Source organism: Inhella gelatinilytica (genome assembly GCF_016093295.1).
GTDB classification, from domain to species: domain Bacteria; phylum Pseudomonadota; class Gammaproteobacteria; order Burkholderiales; family Burkholderiaceae_C; genus Inhella; species Inhella gelatinilytica.
This window is the reverse complement of record NZ_JAEDAL010000006.1, coordinates 146949-170713: the sequence shown is the minus strand read 5'-3', so window position 1 is coordinate 170713 and position 23765 is coordinate 146949. Positions and strand designations below refer to the sequence as shown.

Annotated in this window: 22 protein-coding genes; 7 read left to right on the top strand and 15 right to left on the bottom strand. The window is 67.4% G+C overall.

Features of this window, described 5'->3' with window-relative positions:
- Window positions 1–5 precede the first annotated feature (5 nt).
- Together panC and panB are read right to left on the bottom strand one after the other, a co-directional pair.
- Window positions 6–839, bottom strand: a complete 834-nt coding sequence (gene panC / locus I7X43_RS12735) for a pantoate--beta-alanine ligase (RefSeq protein WP_198101318.1) — start codon at window positions 837–839, stop codon at window positions 6–8.
- A complete protein-coding gene (gene panB, locus I7X43_RS12730) occupies window positions 839–1645 on the bottom strand; it encodes a 3-methyl-2-oxobutanoate hydroxymethyltransferase (RefSeq protein WP_198101317.1) in 807 nt (268 codons plus the stop codon). Before panB ends, panC begins: the two co-directional genes overlap by 1 nt.
- An 84-nt stretch (window positions 1646–1729) precedes the next feature.
- Between panB and I7X43_RS12725 the strand changes: the two genes are divergently transcribed.
- A complete protein-coding gene (locus I7X43_RS12725; RefSeq protein ID WP_198101316.1) occupies window positions 1730–2653 on the top strand; it encodes a LysR substrate-binding domain-containing protein in 924 nt (307 codons plus the stop codon).
- Window positions 2654–2665: 12 nt separating this feature from the next.
- On the opposite strand, the gene I7X43_RS12720 is transcribed toward I7X43_RS12725, so the two are convergent.
- Genes I7X43_RS12720 through I7X43_RS12680 form a run of 9 tightly spaced genes read right to left on the bottom strand, consistent with a single transcriptional unit; the run spans window position 2666 to window position 14014 of the window.
- The gene (locus I7X43_RS12720) at window positions 2666–4822 is read right to left on the bottom strand and encodes a response regulator (protein ID WP_198101315.1); all 2157 of its coding nucleotides are present in this window, start codon (window positions 4820–4822) and stop codon (window positions 2666–2668) included.
- Window positions 4823–4825: 3 nt separating this feature from the next.
- The gene (locus tag I7X43_RS12715; protein WP_198101314.1) at window positions 4826–6493 is read right to left on the bottom strand and encodes an alkaline phosphatase family protein; all 1668 of its coding nucleotides are present in this window, start codon (window positions 6491–6493) and stop codon (window positions 4826–4828) included.
- Between the two features lie 60 nt (window positions 6494–6553).
- Window positions 6554–7408, bottom strand: coding sequence for a glycoside hydrolase family 16 protein (locus I7X43_RS12710; RefSeq protein WP_198101313.1), 855 nt, complete (start codon window positions 7406–7408; stop codon window positions 6554–6556).
- The gene (locus tag I7X43_RS12705; protein WP_198101312.1) at window positions 7405–8676 is read right to left on the bottom strand and encodes an MFS transporter; all 1272 of its coding nucleotides are present in this window, start codon (window positions 8674–8676) and stop codon (window positions 7405–7407) included. The genes I7X43_RS12710 and I7X43_RS12705 overlap by 4 nt, the downstream gene beginning before the upstream one ends.
- A gap of 3 nt (window positions 8677–8679) precedes the next feature.
- Complete coding sequence (nagZ, locus tag I7X43_RS12700; RefSeq protein WP_246480400.1) at window positions 8680–10173, bottom strand: beta-N-acetylhexosaminidase; 1494 nt, start codon at window positions 10171–10173, stop codon at window positions 8680–8682.
- Window positions 10170–11210, bottom strand: a complete 1041-nt coding sequence (locus I7X43_RS12695; RefSeq protein WP_246480398.1) for an SIS domain-containing protein — start codon at window positions 11208–11210, stop codon at window positions 10170–10172. Before I7X43_RS12695 ends, nagZ begins: the two co-directional genes overlap by 4 nt.
- Window positions 11200–12327, bottom strand: a complete 1128-nt coding sequence (nagA, locus tag I7X43_RS12690; protein WP_198101311.1) for an N-acetylglucosamine-6-phosphate deacetylase — start codon at window positions 12325–12327, stop codon at window positions 11200–11202. The genes I7X43_RS12695 and nagA overlap by 11 nt, the downstream gene beginning before the upstream one ends.
- Window positions 12324–13067, bottom strand: coding sequence for a GntR family transcriptional regulator (locus tag I7X43_RS12685; RefSeq protein ID WP_198101310.1), 744 nt, complete (start codon window positions 13065–13067; stop codon window positions 12324–12326). The genes nagA and I7X43_RS12685 overlap by 4 nt, the downstream gene beginning before the upstream one ends.
- 17 nt (window positions 13068–13084) lie before the next feature.
- A complete protein-coding gene (locus I7X43_RS12680) occupies window positions 13085–14014 on the bottom strand; it encodes a glucosamine kinase nucleotide-binding domain-containing protein (RefSeq protein ID WP_198101309.1) in 930 nt (309 codons plus the stop codon).
- Between the two features lie 142 nt (window positions 14015–14156).
- On the opposite strand from I7X43_RS12680, the gene I7X43_RS12675 reads away from it, so the two are divergent.
- Window positions 14157–15200 carry a tetratricopeptide repeat protein gene (locus I7X43_RS12675; RefSeq protein ID WP_198101308.1) on the top strand — a complete coding sequence of 348 codons (1044 nt, stop codon included), beginning with the start codon at window positions 14157–14159 and terminating at the stop codon, window positions 15198–15200.
- A gap of 10 nt (window positions 15201–15210) precedes the next feature.
- Here I7X43_RS12675 and I7X43_RS12670 read toward each other — a convergent pair whose 3' ends face one another.
- Window positions 15211–16125 (bottom strand): peptidylprolyl isomerase, encoded by a 915-nt coding sequence (locus tag I7X43_RS12670; RefSeq protein ID WP_198101307.1) that lies wholly within the window; start codon window positions 16123–16125, stop codon window positions 15211–15213.
- Window positions 16126–16180: 55 nt separating this feature from the next.
- On the bottom strand, window positions 16181–16675 hold the full coding sequence (locus I7X43_RS12665; protein WP_198101306.1) for a hypothetical protein: 495 nt from the start codon (window positions 16673–16675) through the stop codon (window positions 16181–16183).
- A gap of 268 nt (window positions 16676–16943) precedes the next feature.
- Between I7X43_RS12665 and I7X43_RS12660 the strand changes: the two genes are divergently transcribed.
- The 3 genes from I7X43_RS12660 to I7X43_RS12650 are packed head-to-tail and all read left to right on the top strand — an operon-like array spanning window position 16944 to window position 19872.
- Window positions 16944–17936, top strand: coding sequence for an efflux RND transporter periplasmic adaptor subunit (locus I7X43_RS12660; protein ID WP_198101305.1), 993 nt, complete (start codon window positions 16944–16946; stop codon window positions 17934–17936).
- Window positions 17936–19180, top strand: coding sequence for an FtsX-like permease family protein (locus I7X43_RS12655; RefSeq protein ID WP_198101304.1), 1245 nt, complete (start codon window positions 17936–17938; stop codon window positions 19178–19180). The genes I7X43_RS12660 and I7X43_RS12655 overlap by 1 nt, the downstream gene beginning before the upstream one ends.
- The gene (locus tag I7X43_RS12650; RefSeq protein ID WP_198101303.1) at window positions 19177–19872 is read left to right on the top strand and encodes an ABC transporter ATP-binding protein; all 696 of its coding nucleotides are present in this window, start codon (window positions 19177–19179) and stop codon (window positions 19870–19872) included. The genes I7X43_RS12655 and I7X43_RS12650 overlap by 4 nt, the downstream gene beginning before the upstream one ends.
- Here I7X43_RS12650 and I7X43_RS12645 read toward each other — a convergent pair.
- Window positions 19839–20375 (bottom strand): GAF domain-containing protein, encoded by a 537-nt coding sequence (locus I7X43_RS12645; protein WP_198101302.1) that lies wholly within the window; start codon window positions 20373–20375, stop codon window positions 19839–19841. The two genes, I7X43_RS12650 and I7X43_RS12645, sit on opposite strands and share 34 nt — an antisense overlap.
- Window positions 20376–20388: 13 nt before the next feature.
- Window positions 20389–21318, bottom strand: a complete 930-nt coding sequence (locus I7X43_RS12640; protein WP_198101301.1) for an MBL fold metallo-hydrolase — start codon at window positions 21316–21318, stop codon at window positions 20389–20391.
- 84 nt (window positions 21319–21402) lie between these two features.
- On the opposite strand from I7X43_RS12640, the gene mnmA reads away from it, so the two are divergent.
- Window positions 21403–22518, top strand: a complete 1116-nt coding sequence (mnmA, locus tag I7X43_RS12635) for a tRNA 2-thiouridine(34) synthase MnmA (RefSeq protein ID WP_198101300.1) — start codon at window positions 21403–21405, stop codon at window positions 22516–22518.
- A complete protein-coding gene (locus I7X43_RS12630) occupies window positions 22515–23765 on the top strand; it encodes a sensor histidine kinase (protein WP_198101299.1) in 1251 nt (416 codons plus the stop codon). The genes mnmA and I7X43_RS12630 overlap by 4 nt, the downstream gene beginning before the upstream one ends.

Genomic DNA, 23765 nt, shown 5'->3' with positions numbered 1-23765 from the left:
GGCGGTCAGGCTTCCACGTTGTCAATCAAGCGTGTCTTGCCCAGGCGCGCGGCACCCAGGGCGACCAGCGCCTCGCCTTCGCGGGCGGGGCTGAGGTCATGCTGGCACCGCAGGGTCAGGTAGTCGGTTTTCCAGCCCTGAGCGTCAAGCGCGGCGTGGGCCTGGGCTTCCAGCTCGGGGAGATCCCGTTGCCCCCCTTGCCAGGCGCCAATGAGCTGGCGCAGGGCGCTGCTGAGCTGCAGGGCTTGCGCCTTCTCGGCGTCGCTCAAATAACCGTTGCGACTGGACAGGGCCAAGCCAGTTGCGCTGCGGGCCGTGTCCACTCCCACGATCTCGATGGGCAGCGCCATTTGCGCCACCAGGCGGCGAATGACCATCAGCTGTTGGTAGTCCTTCTTGCCGAAGACCGCCAGGCGCGGTTGCACGACGTTGAAGAGCTTGGTGACGACCGTGCTCACGCCCGTAAAAAACCCGGGTCGGAAGTGACCTTCCAAGATGTCGGCCAGCTCCGCGGGGGGGTGCACTTTGAAGCCCTGGGGTTCGGGGTAGAGCTCGCGCTCGGACGGCGCGAAAACAATGTCGCAGGCACCTTGCGCGGCCAACTGGGCGCTGTCGGCTTCGAGCGTGCGCGGGTACTGGTCAAAGTCCTCGTGGGGCAGGAACTGCAGTCGGTTGACGAAACAGCTCACCACCACGGGCGCATCCGGGGCCAAGGCCCGGGCTTGGGCGACCAAGGCCAGGTGGCCGTCGTGCAAATTGCCCATGGTGGGCACGAAGGCCGCACGGCCCGCCCCGCCGAGCGCGCTGCGCAGCTCGGCCATCGTGTGTATCACTCGCATCAGGAAAAGGCGTGCACCGCCTCGTCAGGAAATTGGCCGGATTTGACCTCGTCCACATAGCGCCGAATGGCCCCCGCAATGGAGTCGGATCCCGACATGAAATTCTTGACAAATCGAGGGCGACGACCGGGTGTGACGTCCAGCATGTCGTGCAGCACCAGTACCTGGCCTGAGCAACCCAGCCCAGCCCCGATTCCAATGACCGGCACGGGGCTCCAGGCCGTGATCTCGCGCGCCAGATCTGCCGGAATCATCTCGAACAGCAGCATTTGCGCCCCCGCTTCGACCATCGCGCGGGCTTGGGCCTTGACGTGGTCGGCAGCCTCCCCGCGCCCCTGTACCTTGAAGCCCCCCAGGGCCGACACGGTTTGCGGGGTGAACCCGAGGTGCGCGCAAACGGGAATGCCCCGCTCGGTCAGGAAACGCACGGTGGGGGCGGTCCAGTCGCTGCACTCCAGCTTGACCATGTGGGCGCCGGCCTGCATCAGCGCAAGGCTGCTGTGCCACGCCTGCTCGGGGCTGGCGTGGTAGCTGCCAAAGGGCAGATCGCCCATGATCCAGGCGGTCCGATTGCCCCGCGCCACACAGCGCGTGTGATAGACCATGGTGTCCAGTTGTACGGGGGTGGTGGTGGCCTCAGCCTGCAGCACCGTCCCCAACGAATCGCCGACGAGCAGGATGTCCACGCCCGCCGCATCCAGCACGCTGGCAAACGCGGCGTCGTAGCAGGTCAGCATGGCGATTTTTTCGCCGCTTTTGTGCATGTCTTGCAGGCGGTGCAAGGTGATGGATTTGCGCTCGGACATGGTGATCAACGTGTCGAATCGACGGCAAGGGGCTCAGTGTAGGCTTGTGACCTTTGTACCGGTGGGTGTGGGGGCCCTTCGCACATGACCTTGACGGAATTGCGTTACCTGGTGGCCGTGGCCCGTGAGCGGCACTTTGGCCGCGCCGCCGAGGCCTGCCACGTCTCGCAGCCCACGCTGTCGGTGGCCATCAAAAAGCTCGAAGAGGAGCTGGACGTCAAGATCTTTGAGCGCAGCAGCGGGGAAATCACCGTCACCCCGCTGGGCCAGGAGTTGGTGCGCCAAGCGCAGGTGGTGATCGAGCAGGCCGCGCAAATGAAGGACATCGCCAAGCGCGGCCGTGACCCGCTGGCGGGGCCGTTGCGGCTGGGGGTGATTTACACGATTGGCCCCTACCTGCTGCCGGAATTGGTGCGCCAGGTCATCGACCGCACCCCGCAAATGCCGCTGCTGCTGCAGGAGAACTTCACCGTCAAGCTCTTGGAGATGCTGCGCAACGGCGAGCTGGATTGCGCCATCTTGGCCGAACCCTTCCCCGATGCGGGGTTGGCGCAGGCGGCGCTGTATGACGAGCCGTTTCGCATTGCGGTGCCCGCCCAGCACCCGCTGGCCGCACGGGAGGCCATCAGCGCCGAAGCCTTGAAACAAGAGACGCTGCTGCTGCTGGGCAACGGTCATTGCTTCCGCGACCATGTGTTGGAAGTCTGTCCGGAGTTCGCGCGCTTCGCCTCCGGAGCCGAAGGCATTCAGCGCAGCTTTGAGGGCTCTTCGCTGGAAACCATCAAACACATGGTGGCGGCAGGCATGGGCATCACTGTGGTGCCGGAGTTGTCGGTGCCCCAGGAGGTGCCGCGCCACATCCGCTACCTGCACTTCGAAGCCCCCATTCCCACGCGCCGAGTTGTCTTGGTGTGGCGGCGCAGCTTCACCCGTTACGAAGCCATCGCGGCGCTGCGCAATGCCGTCATGGCCTGCGAGTTGCCGGGCGTGGCGCGCATCAACGGCTGATGGGTCCGGTGGTCAGGCTTCTTCCGACTGGGTGGCCAGCCACAAGTCCAACTCGGCAAACTGGCGCTCCATGAGGGCTTCGAGGGGGGCGGGCCCCTGCGCCGCAGCGGCATCACCGCGCAGTTCGCGTTCGTAGGCCGCGGCGGCGGCGGAAAGGCTCACCAAGCCCAGGTTGGCCGAGGTGCCTTTGAGGCGATGGGTCCAGGCGACCCGGGCGCTTTCATCGGCCGGCAGGCCTTCGCGCCGGTACTGCTCGACGAAATTGCCCAACAATCGCCGCAACAACGACGCCTTGTTGGCGCAACGGGCCAAGGCGCCGGCCCGGTCCCAAACCAGCTCCGTGGTGCTGGAGGGTGCGGGCGCCGGGGGCGTCGTCGGGCCTGTGCCGGCTGCCGGTTCGGCGGACTTGGCCGGGGCGGGGGCGCGCAGGCCTTGCAGGGCTTGAATTAGCTCCCCCATCTCGACCGGCTTGGTCACGTGGCCGCACATCCCCGCCGCGGCCGACGCCGCGCGCTGCTCCGGCAGGGCGTTCGCGGTCAGGGCCATGACTTGCAGGCTCGGATGGCGGGCATGCAAGTGCTGGGTGGTCTCATAGCCGTCCATGTCCGGCATTTGGATGTCCATCAGCACCACGTCCACGGCCGTGGCGCCTTCGCGCTGAATCCAATCCAGCGCCGCTGCCCCAGAATCCACCGCGTGGGCGCGAGCGCCGAGTTGCAGCAGCATTTCGCACAGGATCTCGCGATTGATGGGCACGTCGTCCACAACCAAGGCCCGCAGACCCTGTAGCGGCTGCGTTTGGGCGGGTGTGGGCGGCAGGGGTTCGCTGGGGGCGAAACCCGCCTCGCTGGGGGCGACGGGCGCGATGCGGGCAAAACCCATGGCGTCGTTCACGGCGGCCAGCAGCTTGGCGCTGGCTTCGTGGATGCGTTCCAGGCTGCGCCGCGTTTGCGGGGGGGTGTCCGCTTCGCTGAGCACCTGGTGCGCGAGCCCCAGGACGGTGTTCATGGGGCCCCGGACCTCGTGTCCCAACTGCGCCAAGAAGTCACTCTTGGAGCGCGCCAGTTGCTCGGCGCGGTCGCGCGCTTGTTCGAGTTCCAGGGTGCGGGCCGTGACCTGTTCTTCCAGCACTTCGCGGGCCCGGGCCAACTCGCTGCGGGCCGCCACCTGCTCGCTGATGTCGTGACCGAAGACCACCACCGCAGGCCGCTGCTTGTAGGGAATCTGCTCGGTCTTGATGTCCCAGAACTGCCGCTTGCCGTGGCGGTTCACCGTGCTCCAAAGGAAGTACTGTGGACCCTCCCGGAGCGTTTTTTCGAAATGCAGGCGCGCCGTTTCGCGGTCATACGGGCCGCCTGGGAACAGGCAGTCCTGAGCCAACTCGTCCAGAGCGGTGGCATCGAAGCGGCGCAGGGCCTGGGGGTTGGCCAGCACCAACGCCCGGGACTGCACATCGAAGATCAAGATGCTGGTCAGGGTGGCGTCCAGGAGTGCCCGCTGGTGTTCTTCGGCCGCGCTGAGCGCCGCCGTGGCTTGCTGTTGATCGGCCAGCGCCGCTGCCGTGACCTGGCGCGAATCTTCAATGCGCCGCAGGGTGTGCCAAAACACCTCAGCGTAGTGCATGGCCACCCAGCCACCGACCAACAGGGGCAGCAGGTGACCGAGGGCGACGACCGGGAACGGCGCGCTGCGCTGGGGCTGGGGGCCCTCAATCCAGCCGACCCAATGGGCCACGCCCACCACGACCAGGCCCGCCACGGCCACGGCCAATGCCCGCCAGCCGGCGCGCGGCGATACCAGCAGGGCCAGCACCAGAATTGGCACGCCCAGGGCCGGGAGGTTGGCGTCGGCGAGCCCATCGCCGCTGAGCCAGGGCGAGGCCAGCAAGACCGGCAAGATGCTGAGGGCAAAGGTCGCAGCGGCGGCTGAGACGCCACGGGCACGCAACTGGCGGAGCGCCAAAAGACAGCAGGCTGAAACAAAGAAACCCGAGAAGCTCAGGAGCGCCAGTCGCCAAAACGGGAGCGAATTGAGGCTGGAATCCCACCAACCGGCGAGGCCTTGAGCCGCGCCCCCGATGGCCACGCCCACCAGGGCCACGCGCAGACCGCCGCGCATGGCGTCATCCAGTTCCTGACGGTGCTGTTCGAGGGCGGACGGTGAAGCCATGACTTAATGGGTGGCGGCGGTACGGGGTTGTGGCGGGCGGCGCTTTTTTCCATCGGGTCGCGGCAGCACCTGGCCTTGGGCCTGAGTCAGTGGCGGGAGCTGGAGAACCTGGGCCAAGGTGGGTGCGAAATCCACGGTTTGCACCGGGGTGTCCACCACCCCTGTGCCCCACCAAGCGGGCCCCCACAGCAGGATCGGCACATGGCGGTCATAGTCCCACGGGCTGCCGTGGGACGTTCCGGTCGGTCGGAAGGCGTACATCCAGCCCTCTTGCGGCACGATGGCCAATTGACCGCTGCGGGGAGCGTACCAACTGTTGCGCAGGGCCGTGAGGACCTCCGGGCCCGGCGTGTCGCTGCTCAGGGCGGCGAGCCCGAAACTGGTTTGAACCCCTTCCAGTTGCGCCACGTACCGGGCGGCGGCGGCCTCCACGGTCGCCGCGTCCAAGCCCTGGCTGCGCAGGAGATCCAAGTTGAACAGCAGTGCACCGGCCGAAAAACCCCGGACCAGCTTGGGGACCTTGAACTGCTCTTGTAGGTGCGTGTTCAGCGCGGTGATGGCGGCGCCGATGGGCACCCGCCCCCCGTTCAAGCCCTTTTGTTTGCGGTACTCCGGCGTGTCCAGAAACCCATGGTCCGAGGACAGGGCCACCACATAACGGCCCGGGCCGACCTGCCGATCCAAGCTGGCGAAAAAGCTTTGGAGTTGCCGATCCAGGTGCAGCAAGTGGTCGTGGGAGAACCGCGACTCGGGCCCAAACACGTGGTTGATGTAGTCGTGGGCGGACAGGCTCACCGCCAGCACATCGGGCACCCCGCGCTGCCCCAGCGCTTCATGCTGCACGGCCGCCAGCGCGAACTCCAAGGTCATTTGGTCGCCATAGGGCGAGGTCAGCACATCCGTGTAGAAGCGCTCACCGGGCGCTTCGACCCCGTCGCCCAAGGTGGCGGGCAGACGGTTGCCAAACCCGGCCTTGCCCTGCCAGGGCTGCCCATCGGGGCTGTCCTGGGCGTAATCAGCGGCGGGGCGCGCGAGATGCCACGGGGTCTTCCAAAAGCGATCGGCGTTGAACTTGCCATTGAACGCATTCACCCAGGCGGGATGCTGCGCCATGTAATAGGTGCTGCTGCTGAAGCGCCCGGTCTCGGTTCGGTACATGTAGGCCGTGCCCTTGTGGCCGGCCGGCAGGATCGCGCCCCGGTCCTTGCCCGACACCGCAATGACCTTGGAGGAGGGCGATTGCGCCTTCAAGATGTCGCCCACCGTGGGCACGAGCAAGTTCTTGGGGCTGGTGCCCTCATCGGGCTGGGTCGGGCCCTCGTGATAGCGGTGGGCGCGATCTTCGGTGCAGTACACCGAGGCGCCCGTGTCACGGTCCAGCCATTCGTTGCTGACGATGCCGTGCCGGGCCGGATGCGTACCGGTGGCCAAGGTGGCATGACCCGCGGCCGTGACGGTGTGGCCGTGGCCATACCGGGCGTTGCGGTACCAAACCCCGCGGTCCAAAAAGCGGCGAAAACCGTCGGCGCCAAACTGGGGCGCGAACGCGGCGATCTGCCGCTCCGGCAGACCGTCAATCACCATCATCACCACCAAGCGCGGAACTTCAGCGGCTTGCAGTGCCGGGGCAAGGAGGGCCGAGGCGGCAAGGGCGAAGGGGCGCAACGACATGGGTGGGGGCTTTGTGCAAAAGCCGCCATTGTTGCCGCCCTGGAGCCCGTTTGGCGCCCTTCAAAAGTCGCAGCGCGGGGCTTGAAGGGTGGCTTTCAGGGTATCCCCTCGGGTCTGGCCGGCGCGGCGCAGGTGCTCAACCTCGGCTGCCATCTCGCCGGGCTGCAGCACGGCATCGGCCCGGTGCAGCACCCAGTCCACGTCGAAGGCTTCCGCTTGCACCGCCCCGCCGGAGCGCAAACCGCCCGGCGAGACCCAATGGCTGAGTGAGAGCGCCATGGCTTGGCGTGTGATGGTGCGGCCCGCGTGCTGCGCCAGCGCCTGGTCGTTGAGAAACCAGCGGCTGCCTTGCGGGGTGTTCTGAACGGTCAGTTGCACCCACTGGCCGCCTAGCTCTTGCGGGTGCTCTACTTGCTCGTTATGGGCCTCCCAGGGCTCCAGCCGAACGGTCTGCCAGGCCACGCCGAAGAGCCGGGTGGTGGGACTGCCCCAGCCCCCGTTGGGCAGGTATTCCCAGTCGAGCTCGCTGAAGAGCGGGTCGTAGTCAAAACGCAAGGGGCTGACCTGAAACACGGCCTGCACGACGGGATCGCCCCCCGCGCGCCGGGGGCTAAAGCGCACCCGGGCGGCCGTGGTGCCCCACAAAAACTGTTGCGGTCGGCAAATTTGGCTCTGCACCGTGCCCGCTGCCGTGCCGTCGGTGCGCGCGCTCAGGCGCAGCCAGCGGTTGCCGGGCCGCTCGGGGTCATCGACCCAAGTCAGGGCTGCGGGGTCCCACCGGGCGCCGACCACACCGGGGTGGCCGACCTGGGTGCGAAGCAGCCACCCTTGGGCCGCCAGCTCCTGCGGACGGCTTTGGCTGAAGTCGTCAAAGAAAAAGGCCCCGGCCGCCGCCAGGGCCAGGGCGGTGATCATGCGCCTGCTCCGAGCGGGGCGGTGGGTGGGGTGGGCACGCGACGGCGGACCCAGAACCACAGGCCCAGCACGGGCAAACCGGCCAGCACGGTCCAGCCGAAGAAAGGCCCATAGCCCAGCGCCTGCTCGATGTCGCCGCTGAGAGTCTTGCTGAAGATGAACCCCAGTTGCATCACCCCGCTGCCCAGTGCGTAGTGCGCTGTGGTGAAGCGGCCGGGGGCCACCACCTGCATGATGTACAGAATCATGCCGACGAAACCAAAGCCATAGCCGCCCATCTCCAGGGTGATGGCGGCGCTGATGGCCCAGAGGTCGGTGGGCAAGGCCTGAGCCAAACCAAAAAACACGGCGTTCGGAACCATCATGGCCACGATCAAGGTCGGCATGGCCCGCTTGAGCCCGAGCGCGGCGGTGAAGTATCCCCCCAAGATGGAGCCGACCAGGAAAGCGGCGGTCCCCGCGGTCCCGTAGATGGCCCCCACCTGTTCGGTGCTCAAACCCAGGCCCCCCTGGGCACGGCCCTCAATCAAAAAGAGGGGGCCGATCGTCTGCACTTGGCCTTCGGCGAAGCGGAACAGGATGATGAAGAGGAAGGCCACGCCAATGCCTGGTTTTTTCAAGAAGTCGGCCACCACCTCGATGAAGTTGGCCCACAACTCGGCGCGAGCGGGGGGGGTACCCACGGCGGGCGGCAAGACTTTGGCGTTCCAGGCCGCCAGCGCGGCGAGCAGCAGGGCCAGGCCCACGAAGATCAGCGACCAGGCATTCATGACCCCTTGGGTCCGTTCCAGCCAGCCAGCCAGGACGAGCAGGCCGCCAAGGGTCAGGAATTTGCTGGCATTGAAGAAGGCACCTTGCCAGCCTGCGTAGGCCGCCTGTTGTTTGGCGTCCAACTCGGCCATGTACAGGCCGTCACAGGCAATGTCGTGGGTGGCGCTGGCATAGGCCAACACAAAGAACACGGCCATGGACAGGGCGAACCAGGCCGGCGCTTGCAGCGCCAAGGCCAGGAGGCCCAGGCCCGCAGCGCCGGTGAATTGCGCCACCACCACCACGCGCTTCTTGCTGGCGACCAACTCGATCAGCGGGCTCCACAGCGGCTTGAGGGCCCACGCCAAGCCGAGCAGGCCGGTCCACCGCGCAATCGTGGCGTTGTCCACGCCCATGTTTTTGAACATCAACCCCGCGATCAGCATGACCACGAAGAACTGCAGGCCTTGCACAAAGTACAGGCTGGGGACCCAGCGGATGGGCGAGGCGGGGGACATGGCTCAGAGCTCCAAAGCGGCGACGGGCGCACGGCCCTGGGCGGTCAGATCGCCCGCAAGCCAGCGACGCAGGGCTGCCAACATGGGGCGCTGGTAGCCCCAACTGAGGACGGTCGGAGTGGGCACATCCAACGCTTGAAACGGATTCCACAGGGCGATGTGCAGGTCAATCGGCCAGTTTGCGGCACCGGGGTAACGGCCCCGACGGTTGCTGACCAGCACGTTGGTGCGCCCGTCGCGGGGAATGTCTGTGGCCTGCAAGGTGCCCAGATCGGGCACGTGGAACCACTCGATGTCCGTGCCCGGACTCCACAGTGTGGCCACCTCGTCGGCACTCAAGCCCGCTTCACTCACGCCATCACTGATCACGGATTTTTGGGTAATCACACGCAACGCGCCCAGCGGCGCGCGAGCGCCCCGGAGGGTCGTCAGCGCCTCAGCGCAGGTGGCGTGCATCAAGGCCTCGTCATCGGCGCGCTGCCCTTGGGCGTAGTCGCGCAGCGAGACCGGGTAGCGCTCGGCCAGGGCGTCCACGCGGGCCACCGCTTGCTGGGCAGACTCCAGCGGGAGGCGCCCGTCCTGCAGGGCGTCGGCGACGGCGCCCAGCGTGGCGACTTGTTCATCAACCGTGCCCTGCGCGAGCACCAGGTCGGCGCCCGCCTGAAGGGCCAGCACGGCGGCCTTGGCGTGTCCCCAGCGGTCGGCAATGGCTCGCATCATCAAGGCGTCGGTGATGACCACGCCCTGGAAGCCGATGCGTTGGCGCAGCAACTCGGTGAGGAAGAAGCGCGACAGTGTGGCCGGCAACTCCGCGTCCAACTGGGGGTAGACGATGTGGGCGGTCATCAAGGCGGGCGCTTGGTTCTTGAGGGCCCGGAACGGGCGCAACTCCAAGGCCTCTAGCTCGTCCAGGCTCTTGTTCACCTGGGGCAGGGCGTGATGGGAGTCTTCATGCGTGTCCCCATGACCGGGGAAGTGCTTGACGCAGCAGGCCACCCCCTCGCGCAGGCTGCCGGCCATCCACGCGGAGGCCAAGCGGGCGACATCGTCCGGGTGTTCGGAGAAGCTGCGCTCGCCAATGACCGGATTGGCGGGGTTGTTGTTGACGTCCAAAACGGGCGCGAAGTTCCAGTTCACGCCGAGGTGCGCCAAACCGCGCGCCACCGCGGCGCCAATTTGTTCGGCCCGCGCGGCACTCCCAATGGCCCCCAAGGCCATGGCCGAGGGGGCCACGGGAATGAACGTGGCCCGCGATACCGCGCCTCCTTCTTGATCGATGGCGATCAGGGCCTTGGGGCCCAAGCGCGCCTGAAGCGCGGCATTCAGGGCCCGCGTGCCGTCCACGCCACTGAGGTTGCGGCGGAACAGGCATACCGCTCGGAGCGGGTAGCGGGCCAGCAGGTCTTCGGTGGCGGGGTCCAGCGCGGTGCCGGGGATGTCGATCATCACCAGTTGCGCGGCCAGACGCAGCGCGTCCTCTCGGTTCAGGGCATTCATTGGGTCTTGGTCACTTTGGACAGATGGCGGGGGCGGTCCGGATCGAAGCCGCGGGCGCGGGCCAATTGCTCCACCATCGGGTAGAAGCTCTGCACCGCAGCAATCGGGTCCAGGTGCTCATGCCCCGTGGTCAACAGCGGCAAGTCCGCGCCCGGCGTACCGGCCGGGGCGGCCAGCAGCACCGTGGCCCCGCGTTCGCGTAGCCGGGTGGCCAGTTCGATGAGTTGCGCCTGCGCCGGGCCCCGGGGGGCAAAGACCAGGGCCGCAAAACCGCTGCCAACCAGGGCCATCGGGCCGTGCTGGACTTCGGCGCCTGAAAACGCCTCGGCCGACACCGAGCAGGTTTCTTTGAACTTCAGGGCGGCCTCTTCCGCGATGGCCAGCGCCGGGCCGCGCCCGATGACAAAGAGCCGGTCGACGTTCTGCAGCGGGGCGATGGCGGCGCTCCAGTCCAAAGCGGCGGCCTCACGCAGGCGGTCGGGCAGGTCGTGCAGGGCCTGCTTCAATTCGACATCGTCTTGCCAGTGGGCCACCAAACGGGCCCCAGCGACCAACTGGGCGATGTAACTCTTGGTGGCCGCAACGCTCCTCTCGGGACCGGCCCGCAGCGGCAGCACAAATTCCGCCGCCTGGGCCAGGGGGGAGTCGGCATCGTTGACAAAGGCCGCGGTCCGCGCCCCGCCCTTGCGCAGGTAATCAATGGGCGCGATCAGGTCCGGACTTTGGCCAGACTGGCTGAAGGACAGGCCCACGACCCCCTTGCACTGCAGGGGGCTGTTGTAGAGCGTAACCAGGGACATGGGCAGCGACGACACCAAGACCCCCAGGCGCGCCATCACCAGGTAAGCCAGATAGTGGGCCGCGTGGTCCGAACTTCCACGGGCAATGGTGGCCACGGCGGCGGGCGGGAGCTCGCGCAGGCTGGCGCCCAACTGGGCGTAGACGTCGGCATCGTGCGCCAGCAGATCGGCGACGCGGTCGGGGGCGCTGCGGCACTCTTGGGCCATCAGCGTTGAGGCAAGGGGTTCAGCCAGCATGGCATTCAATTCGTTCTCCTTCAACATAGGTGGCCTGCAAGCGCAGGTCGGCATTCAGTTCAACCACGTCCGCGTGGGCCCCGACCGCAATACGCCCGCGATCGTTCAGGCCGAGGTAATCGGCGGCATAGGTGCTGCAGCGACGGCTGGCGTCGGCCAGGCTCAAGCCCAAGGCGTTCACCAGGTTGCGTAAGGCCTGGTCCATCGTCAGCGTGCTGCCCGCCAAGGTGCCATCGGCGAGTCGCACTCCGCCCAAGCACTTGGTCACGGTGTGACGACCCAGTCGGTACTCCCCATCGGGCATGCCCGACGCCGAGGTGGAGTCGGTGACGCAAAAGAGGCGAGGAATGGCCCGCAAAGCGGTGCGGATGGCACCGGGGTGCACGTGGATCAAGTCGGGAATCAGCTCCGCGTGGTCCGCGTGCGCCAAGGCGGCGCCCACCATGCCCGGTTCACGGTGGTGCAAGGCGCTCATGGCGTTGAACAGGTGGGTGAACCCGTGAGCGCCGGCTTGCAGCGCGGCCACCCCGTCCTCGTAGCCGCCGTTGCTGTGGCCGATTTGCACGCGCATGCCCTGGGCCACCAGGTCGGGGATGACGGCCAGGTGCCCCGGGAGTTCGGGCGCGAGGGTGATGAGGCGAATGGGGGCCAAGGCATGCAGGGCCAGCAGCTCGGACAGGGCCAAGGGCTTGACGTAGTCCGGCTGGGCACCCAGCCGACCCGGGCTGATGTAGGGGCCTTCCAAATGGACGCCGAGCACCCGCGCTTCCTGAGCGCCCCGCGTGGCACAGGCGGGGGCCAGGGCTTGGAGTGCGGCCCGAATGTCGTCCAGCGGGGCGGTCATTGTTGTGGCCAGCAATGACGTTGTCCCGTGCCGCGCGTGGGTGCGGGCCAGCTGGCGGACGGCCTCGCCGCCTTCCATCGTGTCCGCGCCCCCGCCGCCATGCACGTGGGTGTCAATGAAGCCGGGCAGGTACAGCGGCAAGCCGCTGCTCCGGGCTTGGGCCTCGGATTGCGGCACGCCCTCCACAGCGGCGATTCGACCCTGTGGCGCCACAGTCACCGTGCCGAGCAGGAACCCGTCGGGCGTCAGGAACTGGCCCTTCAAGCAGGTCATGCCGGCTCCCGGCGCATTTCGGCCACAAAGTCGTAATAGTCACTGCGGCAATAGGAATGCGTCATCTCCACCGCTTTGCCCGAGGCCACATAGCCCACACGGGTGATGAACAGCACGGCGGCGCCCACGGGCACCTCCAGCAGGCCGGCCAATTTGGCGTCGGCATTCAAGGCGCGGATGTGTTGCAAGGCGCGCACCGGCGCTTGACCGCTTTGGGTCAGGTGCGCGTACAGCGAGGCAGTCACCGCCTCCGGGTCGGGCAGCACCGACTGCGGCAACACGCTGACCTCGAACGCCATCACCACGCCGTCAGCCAAACGCTGGCGTTCCAGGCGGGCCACGCGTTCCCCGGTTCGCAATTCCAAGGCAATTTGCTCGTCGGGGCCTGCGGCCGCGAACCCCCGGGTGAGCCAGCGTGACTGGGGCACAAAGCCGCGCTGGTGCAGTTCTTCTGAAAAGCTGGACAGCCGCGTCAAGGGCTGTTCCAGGCGGGGAGCGATGTAGTTGCCCGAGCCTCGCTTGCGCACGATCAGGCCTTGCTCGACCAGTCGCTCAATGGCCTTGCGCGCGGTCACCCGCGACAGGTTCAATTCTTCGGCCAGCACCCGCTCACTGGGGAGGGCCTCGTTCGCTTGATAGCGACCTTCGCTGATGGCCCGGGCCAAGGCGGTGGCCAACTGCAGATACAGGGGCGAGGACGAATCCTCGTCCGCTCGAAAGTCCAGCACCGATTTGGGCATCTGGGGTCCTTGTGATCCTAAAGAGAGGGGGCCAGGTGGGCTCGTGCCAAGCGCAGGGCGCCGTCCATGGCGTCGCCCAGGGCGGGGCGAAGTCGCGCTTGAAGGGGGGCGCTGAAGGCGGAGGACAGACGTTGGCCCACGCTGCCACTCACGACCAGGGGCAATTGGCCCTCCGGATCAACGGCCCGCACCAGGTCTTCCAGGTCCAGCACGGCGGTCTTGAGCGCAGTGCGGGCTTGATCGTCGCTGGGCGCATGCTCAAACACCAACGGGGCCAAGCTGGCAAAGCGCGCCTGACCTGCCTGGGCTTGCCAGTGCAGCAGGTCCTCGGCGGTGTTGCCAATCAGGGCCCACACGGCGCGGGCCAGCGTCCCCGCCGGGTCGCGCCCATCCAGGGCGCGCTGGGCCAACCTCAGGGCCGCCTTGCCGAGCCAGGCGCCGCTGCCTTCGTCGCCATTGAGCCAGCCCCAACCGCCGGCTTGCCGGCGCTGCCCGTCGGCGGTGTGCGCCAGGGCGATCGAGCCGGTGCCCGCAATCAGCAGCGAACCGGCTTGGCCACCGTGGGCGCCGAGAACACCGGTGACCGCATCACCCTCCAGCACCACCTGGGCAAAGCCGGGGTTGGCGGCCACAAAAGCGGCCGCGTGCTGGGGGTTGTTGGCCCCCGAAAGGCCCAGCCCGATGACGGACTGCGACAGGTCCAGGCTCGGGAGGCCGCTGGCCCGCGCCGCGGCTTGGGCCGCCTGCTGCACATGGCGCCAGGCCTGCTCGACGCCTTGACCCAGCGCGGACGGCCCGGCGGTGCCTTCGGCCAAGGGGTGACCGCTTGCATCGAAAAGCCGGGCGCGGGTGTGGGTGCCGCCGCCGTCAATGCCGATCCAATACCGGAAAGAGCCCGTACCTGGAGACTGGGTGGGGGGAGGAGACGCATACGCCCGTGTGCTCATAATGGATACCACTCTAATACCAACATGAAGACTGGTCAATTGGTACTGAACTGGAATTTATGATGCCGCCACCCGCTGGCTGGAATTCTGGCGGGATTCGCTATCCTGCTGCGGCCCCGTCCCATTCCTTTTCGTTTGATCCGTGCTACCCGAACTCAGCCCCACCTCTGAATGTCTCCGCGCGCTGCGCGGGCGCCTCTCGGCCGTCGCGCAGCGACACCCGGCGTGCGCGGTGCTGCGCCTGCTGGCACTCGAGCGGGCCTTGCGCGCGCGGGGGGAGGTCGCGGATGCCCTCGACGCGTTGTATCTGCGCTTTTATTTGCTCGAGCATCGGGGGCGGGCGATGGAGTTGGCTCCTGCGCTGACCGACGGGGCGCGCGAAGCGTCAATGGGCGGGTGGCGCGCCCAGACGGCCCGGTTGGCTGAGGCCTTGGGCCGCGTTGCCTATCAGCAAGGCCACTATGTGCAGGCCAATGAGCAATGGACCCGGGCTTTGAATGAGGCCGAGGTGGCCCAAGATGCCCGGGTGGCGGTTTCAGCCCGCATCGGACTGGGCCAGATTCACTACGCGATGGGGGCGTGGGCCAGTGGGCTGCGCTGTCATCGAGAGGCGGCTGTGGCGCAGAAGGCCCTGGCCGATGACTACCTGGCCGCCAAACTGGCGCTGAACCTGGGCGTGGGCCTGTTGGAGCTCGGGCACGTGGAAGAGGCGGAGCGCCAGTTTGCGCACGCGCTGGCCGCGTCACGACGCGGGGGGCATCCCGAATTCGAAGCCGAAGCCCACTGGTATTTGGCCCGCGCCGCCTTGGCGCGTGGCGACCTGAATCTGGCCAGTGCCGATTGCCGGGTGGCCTTGGGGCTGGCGGGGCGGCTGCATCACCAGTGGCTCGAAGCGGCCGCCAGCCGCACCTGGACCGACATTGCCTTGGCGCGGGGCGACGAGGCCTCCGCCGTGCGCAGCCTTCAACACTCGCTGGATTTGGCTGAACGCATCCAGGCCAAACCGCAGCAACGCCTGGCGCACCGTCAACTGGCGCAGCTGCTGGAGCGCCGGGGCGATTTGGCCGGCGCCCTGGATCACCTGTGGCGGGTGGTGGCGCTCGGGGAGGAGTTGGAATCGCAGCACCCCGTGCCCGGTCAACTCGGGGCGCCGTCGCTTGCGCGGGCGGCGCCCAGCCGGACGTGATCGAGCCGCTTCAGTACCCGGCGTCCGTGGCCGTCTTCAGCCAGTCGGCGACCGAACCGAACGCAATGATGTTGGGCGACAGCGAAGGGATCAAGAAGTACATCACCCCGTCCTTGGCACCCACATAGCTGTTGGGGCCGGTGTAGTGGCGGAAGGTGTAGCCGTCGAAGAAGAGGGTGGCCGGGTTGGCCGGGTTGGCGTACTGCGGGAAGGCCGCTTCCAGATAGTTGAAGATGCGATCGGCGCTCGACACCGTGCTGCGGGGCAGTTCCCGCACGCTGCGCATCATCACGAGGTTGTCCGCATAGATGGCGTTGCAAGTCATGCTGCTCAGTGCCTTGCTCAGGGGCAGTTCCCCCACAGCACCCGCCGCGACGCCCATCACGCCGCTGCAGCCTTGCGCATTCACACCGTTCAAAGCGGCCAGGGCATCCACGACCGGCAAACTCGCGCTGGTGACGCGGCCAAACACGGTGAAGCCGCCGTTCTGACCATCCAAGTTGCCGGCGTTGTTGCCCAGGTTGATGAACCACTGGTTGGTGGCGCTGTCGGGATTGCCGCCCAGCTTGGCCATGGCAATGGTGCCGCGCACATTGGAACGGCTGGGGCTGAACTCGTTCTGCACCGCCGGGTCGGCCGGGATGGCCGTGGCGCGGGGCGTCGTGGCGTCGTTGTAGCGGAAGCCCCCACCCTGCAACACAAAACCAGACGCCAAGCGGTGGAAGAAGCTGCTGTCGTACGCGCCGCGCCGCACGTAGTTCAGGAAATTCGTGACGGTCTTGGGGGCGTCGTTGTCGTACAGCAGCAGGTCCACCGGACCCCGGTCGGTGGTCACGCGCACCAACGTCTTGGGGGTTTGGGCGGCCAAGGTGGTGCTCAGCAGCGCGGCACTCAAAGCGGCCAGGCAGGATTTCAAAACGTTCATGGCGGAAAAAAAGCGACGGGCCAAAACGACTATTTTCGCAGGGGACACACCGGGGCTATGGCCGCATCAGGGGGTCGATGGCGAGAAGTCGTTCAACCAAACGCTGGGCGTGTTGCGTGATGAGGGCTTCGGGCTCCACGGGTGGGGTGGTAGGGGCATCGCCGGGCGGGCGCAGCCACCACACATCCCGGTCCGGCCCCACCGTCGCGCGGGCCAGGGCTTGGGTGGGCACCGCAAAAGACCGTACCAGGGCCACGCGCGGCACCGGCAGACTGAACTCCCGCTCAAAGTGGAACAGGGCGGTGTCGAGCAGCCAGGGGCCGACTCGGCAGACCACGTGGCCATCCCACTTGTGAGACCGGGCGCCTCGCCCCAGGAAACCCACCGCATAGTTGGCTTGAGACGTTACGCACCACAGCTGGCAAGGCTCCAAGTGGCTTGTCAGGCCAAAGTGGGCCAGCGCACGCCGGGCGATTTCTGCGGTCAGTACGCAATAGGTTTGCAGATCGGCGGGAATGCAGGCGTAGAACGCGTGCGCCAGATGGTGCAACAGTCGCTCCTGCGGCGTTCGAGGGGGCCCCGAGAGGTAAAGGGCCGGCCAGCCCAGGGATGTTTGCCCGTTTCCAGCGAAGGGTGCCCCCCGTGGCCGGTTGTCTTGCTGTGCCCTCACCACCATTCGTCGCCTGCCTGCGCTCCAAAGTGGGGCATGCTGCCGCGTGCCAGTGCGCCCTTCATGACGCTTGTGTCATGAAAGGTAAAGCGAGGGTCAGTTGCGTCACCGCAACTGAGGGCCCACCAAACTCCCGCATGATGAAGGGATGAAGCGACTTCTGATGGTGGGACTTCTGGCGCTGCTCCTGGTGGGCAGCGTGTGGCTGGTGAAACAGCGGCCAACCGGGGTGGCGTTGGTGCAGCCCATCCGCGGCGAGGCCATCGAGGCCGTCTTTGCCACGGGGGCGGTGGAGCCGGCGCTGCAGGTGATGGTGGCGCCGCGCGTGGGCGGTCGGTTGGCCGAACTGTTGGCCGAAGAAGGGCAGATGGTCAAGCAGGGGCAGGTGCTGGCGCGCTTGGAGACCGCCGAGGTGGAGGCCCAACTGCAAGAGCTCAACGCCCGGGAGCGTGCGGCCCAGCTGGCCTTGGAGCGCGCCGAAGCGCTGGTGGCGCAAAAGTTCGTGGCAGCCAGCGAAGCCGACCGGGCGCGGGCCGAGCGCGATGCGGTGCGCGCACAGATCGCCCGCATTCAGGCCCAACGCGGCTACGCGCAGTTGCTGGCGCCCACCTCGGGCCCGGTGCTGCGGCGCGAGGCCGAAGTGGGGCAATTTGTGGCCGCGGGGCAGGTGCTCTTTCAAATCGGCGGGGGCACGACGCTGCGGGTCAGCACGGAAATTGACGAAGAAGACATTGCCCGTGTCGCGGTGGGGCAGCCGGTGGTGTTGCGCGCTGCGGCGCTGGGCGCGGCCGTGTTCGAGGGCACGGTGGACTCGATTCCCCCCAAAGGCGACCCGATCGCCCGCAGCTACCGCGTCAAGGTCAAGCTGATTGACGCACCGGCAGCCCTGCGGGTGGGCATGACGGTGGATGCCAACATCATTCAGGCGCGCCGCAGCCAAGCCTTGCTGCTGCCCGTCACCGCTGTTCAGTCGGATCAGGTGTGGCGTGTGATGGAGGGGCGCGCACAGCCCGTGCCCGTGCAGCGCGGCGCCACCGGGCACGGGCGGGTCGAGATCCGCTCGGGGCTCAAAGAGGGTGAAGCGGTGATAGCCCGCCCGGAAGGGCTGGTGGCGGGCCAGCGCGTGCGGGTGGCGCCCTGATGCGGGTGCTGGTTGCCATCGCCTGGACCCACCTCTGGGGCCGCCGACGTCAGACCCTGGTGGCCCTGGGCGGCGTGGTGCTGGGTGTGGCGTTTTTTCTGGCGGTGTCGGCCCTGATGCGCGGCTCGGAGCGCGACTTTGTTCAGCGTCTGGTGGACAACGCGCCCCACATCACGGTCTACGACGACGTTCGCCAGCCCCCGGCCCAGCCCGCTGCGTTGCGCTGGCCCGACGCGGCGCTGGAGCTCCCGCGCGTCAAGCCGCAGCGTGAGGTGCGCGGCATCCGCGGCTGGCCCCAGGTTCTGGAAGGGCTGCGCCAACGCGAGCACCTGCGGGCGGCGCCCGTTCTGACCGGCGCGGCCATGCTCAGCTTCGCGGGCCGGGTGCAGGGCCTACAACTCTCGGGCATCGAGCCCGAGGCGATGAAGGGGGTCTCGACCATCGAAAGCAAGATGGTCGAAGGCAGCCTGGACAGCCTGAACGCTGACGCCAACGGCATCGTGCTCGGGGCCACCTTGATGCAGCAGTTTCAGCTGCGGGTGGGCAGCCCCGTGAGTGTGGTGGCAGCCGGCGGTGCGGCCCGCACACTGCGCGTTGTGGGCGTGTTCCGCACCGGCAACCAAGGCTACGACGAGGGCCAGGCCTTCGTGAAACTGGCCCGCGCCCAGGCCCTGCTCGGGCGCGAGAACCGCGTCAACCGCATCCTGGTGCAGATGGACGACCCGCAGGCCGCCGCCGCCGTCGCCCCGCAAGTGGAGGCGCAGTGGGGCTATAAGTCCGTCTCGTGGACCGAGGCCAGCCAAGACATCCTGGCCCTGCTCGTGATCCGCAACCTCATCATGTACACCGTGGTGTCGGCCATCTTGGTCGTGGCCTCGCTGGGCATCTACAACACGCTGTCCACCGTGGCGCTGGAGAAAACCAAAGACATCGCCATCCTCAAAAGCATGGGCTTCCACGCGCGTGAACTGCAGCGCATCTTCCTGATCCAGGGCGCAGCAGTGGGTGTGGTGGGCAGCGCCATTGGCCTGGCTCTTGGCGCGGGGTTGATGAAGGCGCTGGCCCAGATCGAGGTCAAACCGCCCGGTGCCGTGGACCCGACGCAAATGCCGGTGTACTGGGGCCCCGAGCAGTTCGCCCTCGCCGCCGGGTTTGCGCTGGCGTCGGCACTGCTCGCGGCGTGGTTGCCGGCGCGCAAGGCGGCGGCGGTGATGCCGGTGGACATTCTGCGGGGCGCGGCATGAGTGAGGCCCAGCGCTCGCAGGAGGTGCTCCGGGCGGAGCATTTGACGCGCCGTCTGGAGGGTGAGGTGCCCGTCACGCTGATCGACGACGTGAGCCTGACCATCAAGCGCGGCGAGTTCGTCACCATCATGGGCCCGTCGGGATCGGGCAAGAGCTCGCTGCTCTATTTGCTGGGCTTGCTGGATCGCCCCACCAACGGGCGCCTGCAACTGGATGGGCAGGACACCGCCACCCTGAGCGAGGACGCGCTGGCCGACCTGCGCTTGGCCAAGCTGGGCTTCGTGTTTCAGTTCCACTTCTTGTTGCCGGAGTTCAGCCTGCTGGACAACGTGACCCTGCCGATGCGCAAGCTCGGCCGTCTGGGTGCGGACGCCGCGCAGGCACGTGGGCACGAGCTGCTCGACCGGCTGGGTCTCCAAGGCCATGCGCACAAGCGCCCGCATCAGATCAGCGGCGGGCAGCGCCAGCGGGTGGCGATTGCGCGGGCGCTGGCTAACGACCCCTTGATCATCCTGGCCGACGAACCGACTGGCAATTTGGACTCGGTGAGCAGCGCCAGCGTGCGCAGCCTGCTGCAGGAGTTGACTCGGGAGACGCACAAGACGGTTCTGGCCGTCACGCACGACGCCAGTTTTGCAACCGGCGCGGACCGTTCGATTCAGCTCGTGGACGGGCGCTTGGTCTCGGGCTGAAGCAAGGCCTCGCGGCCCAGCGTCAGCAGTTCGCACTCCAGCTCGGCCGCCACGCGGCCGGCCAGTTGGCGCAACAGCCGGGTGGTGGCCTGGGCGTGTCCGGGCGTCAGGGCCTGTTCGTCTTCGATGGCCAACAGCCCCAGTACTGCGCCATCGCGGCCCCGCAAGGGCACACCGCAGTAGCTGGCGACGCCGGTGGCGCCGGGGTGCAATTCCGGCAGGTTGCACGGCACGGTGACCGATGTGCCGCCCAAAACCGTCATGCAGGGCAGGCCGGCCAGGTCGTAGACCCGCGGCTCGCGCAGATTCTCGCGGTCCGCAAAGGCCACCGTGACCCCCCGCCGCTGGTGTTCATCGGCCGTGATGGTGATGAAGGCAAAGCGCTGGTGCAGGTAGCCCGTCAGACAGACGACCAAGGCGGAGAAGTACTTCCGCCCCCGAAAGTCCGCCGTGGCTTCGGCAATGCGCTGCAAGAGCACGGCATCGGGCTGGGGGCGGTCCATGGCGTGTGGGCGATTAGGGCCGCGAGTAGTTCACCGGGATCCACTCGTAGCCCTTGCCGTCGGGCCGGAGCTTGCCGATGCCGGGGAAGGACACGTGAGTCACGCCGACGTAATAGCCGCCTTTGGCGGCGTCCTGGTACTGGGCTTCGCGTTGCGGACGGGCAGACTTGGGGTCGCTGTCGAACTGGATGGTGACTTCCGGGTTCTTGAACTGCACGGCCGCCACGTGCATCAGGTCGCCCCAGAACACCATCTTGTCGGCACCGCTTTCGGCCACGTAAATCGTGTGGCCCGGCGTGTGGCCGTAGGTGGGCACGGCGCGGACGCCTTTGACCAGTTCGGTGGCGCCATCAAACGCTTTGAAGCGGCCGGCCTCCAGGTAGGGCTTGAGCACGCGCTGGGCATTGGCCATGCCGCCGCGTGCGGCCTCGGGGGCCTGGGCGGGGTCGCCCAGCCAGAAGCCGGATTCGCGCTGATCGGCGCGCACGATGGCGTTGGGGAAGACCGCGCGGCCTTCTTTGTCGGTCAGCCCGCCGATGTGGTCGCCATGGAAGTGGGTGATGTAGATCTCATCCACTTGCTCGGGCGTGTAGCCACTGGCGCGCAGGTGTTCCAGCGCAAAGCCCACGCTGGGGTTGGCCTTGTTGACGCCGGTGTCGATCAGTACCAGCTTCTCGCCCGTGTGCACCAAGTAGGCGTTGACCGAGGTGTCCAGCGGAATGCCCAGATAAGCGTGCTGCAGGCGGCGCACCACCAGGCCGGGGTCATCGGTCTGCAGGAGCTTGTCGACGGGGAGGCGGAAGATGCCGTCGTTCAACGCGGTGACTTCAAACTGCCCCAGCTTCATGCGGAACCAGCCTGGGGCTTGGCCGCCAGCTTGCGGAGGTGCGGCGAAGGCGCTTAGATGGGTAGCGACCAGGACGGCGAGGGCGAAACGCTTCATGGGCAAGGGCTCCACAGGCACAGTTGAAGCGCAGAGCTTACCCATACCTTCGCCACGCCAAGTCGGCGCCCCGACAATTCCCCCATGTCTGCCAGCCCCAAACAACGCATCGTCGTCGGCCTCTCCGGCGGCGTCGATTCCGCCGTCTCTGCTGCCCTGCTCAAACGCCAAGGGCATGAGGTGGTGGGCATCTTCATGAAGAACTGGGAGGACGATGACGACTCCGAGTTCTGCTCCTCGCGTGAGGACTTCTTGGACGCGGCCTCGGTGGCCGAGGTGCTGGGCATCGAGATCGAGCACGTCAACTTCGCGGCCGAGTACAAGGACCGCGTCTTCGCCGAGTTCCTGCGCGAGTACCAGGCGGGCCGCACGCCCAACCCCGATGTGCTGTGCAACGCCGAGATCAAGTTCAAGGCCTTTTTGGATCACGCCCTGCGCCTGGGGGCCGACGCCATTGCCACCGGCCACTATGCGCGGCGGCGCGTCTTGCCCAGCGGCGAGTCGCAGCTGCTCAAGGGGCTCGACCCGCTGAAAGACCAGAGCTACTTTTTGCACCGGCTCACCCAAGCCCAGCTCAGCAAGGTCTGGTTTCCCGTCGGAGAGCTGCCCAAGACCGAGGTGCGGCGCCTGGCGCTGGAGCTCAAACTGCCCAATGCCAAGAAGAAAGACTCGACGGGCATCTGCTTCATCGGCGAACGCCCGTTCCGTGAGTTTCTGAACCGGTACCTGGCGCAGGAGCCGGGGGACATCGTGGACGAGCGGGGGCGCAAGCTCGGGCGCCACGTGGGTTTGTCGTTCTACACGCTGGGGCAGCGCCAGGGCCTGGGCATCGGCGGGGTCAAGGAAAAAGGGGCACCGCGCGGCGGGGGTGAGCACGCCCCCTGGTTCGTGGCGCGCAAAGATTTGGAGCGCAACCGTTTGGTGGCCGTTCAGGGGCACGAACACCCGTGGCTGCTGTACTCGGCCCTCACGGCCGACAGCCCGAGCTGGATTGCCGGGCACGCACCGATCCCCGGCGCTTATGCGGCCAAAACCCGTTATCGCCAGGCGGATGCACCCTGTGAACTGCGGGGGACCGAGGTGGGGTTCGGGTTGAATTTCAGCCAGAAACAATGGGCCGTGACGCCGGGCCAAAGCGCCGTGCTGTACGACGGCGAGGTATGCCTGGGTGGCGGATTGATCGCGACGGCCGCGCCATGAGCCCCACAGCGCCGGTTAAACCCTGGATTGATCGCCTCACCGAGCCCGCGCTGGCCTTGCGGGTGGCCGCGCTGGCCATTTGCGTGCTGGAGTTGGGCTCGGCGTTTGCGACCCTGGCCGGCGCCGCCACCGAGCCGTACGACGGCCTGATTGCGCAGGCCTGGGCGGCACTGGGCGGATCGCCTCGCAACCCCACGCCCTTGCTCTTGTCGCTCATGTTGCTGGGGGCGTTTGCCTGGTTGCTCTGGCGTTTGGCCCGACCCCAGCACATCGACACCCCGCCGCGTCATGCCCTGCGCTGGCTCTTGCTGCTGGACGGTCTGGCGTTTGCCGTGACGCCCGGCTTGCCCTTCCTCGTTACGGCGATGGCGGCCGTCCTGCTGCGGGCCCGCCCGGCGCTGATTTTTGCGGTGTGCCAGGTGCTGCTGGCGCTGGCCAATTACCTGTGGTTGCCCAATGCGGGGCAGCGTCAGGAGCAAATCCATCAGGGTTTGTTTTATGGGGTCACGGTCACCACCATGGCCATGCTGGCGCTGCACGGGCTGGCGTTTGGGCTGGGGCGCTTGACCGCCGCCCAGGCCGACAAGCGCCGCTGGCTCCAAGCCGTGCTGGCCGAGCGGCTCTCGGCCGAGCAATTGCACGATGAGCAGCTGCGTTATTCCGAACGCCTGGTGATTGCCCGGGAACTGCACGACCTGATGGGCCATCACTTGGCGGCGCTGAACTTGCAGCTGCAGTTGGGTGAGGCGCTGGCCGCGCGGGGCGATGCCGCCGGGGCCCTTCCGGCCTTGGGCAAGGCCCGCGAGGTGGCGCAGCAGCTCTTGGACGACGTGCGATCGGCGGTGAGTGCGCAGCGCGAGACGCCCCGCATTGAGCTGCGCGCGGCCCTGGAGGCACTGGCGGCGGCCATTGATTCGCCGCGCATTCGCTTGGACTTGGAGCCCGAGGCCTCGCGGGATCTCGGGCCGCGCAGTGCCCACGCGTTGTTGCGGTGTGTGCAAGAGGCCGTGACGAATGCCGTCCGCCATGCCCGGGCCCGACACTTGGACATTTCGATGCGGCGGGACGGCCCCGGCTTGGTGGTTCGGGTCAGCGACGACGGCGCGGGCGTGCCGCGCCTGGCGCCAGGCAACGGCTTGTCGGGCATGCGTGAACGCGTTGAAGAATTGGGGGGCAGCTTAACGGTGCTGCGCCATCAACCGGGGTTTGAATTGGAACTGCGCTTGCCGCGCCAACGGGAGCATTGA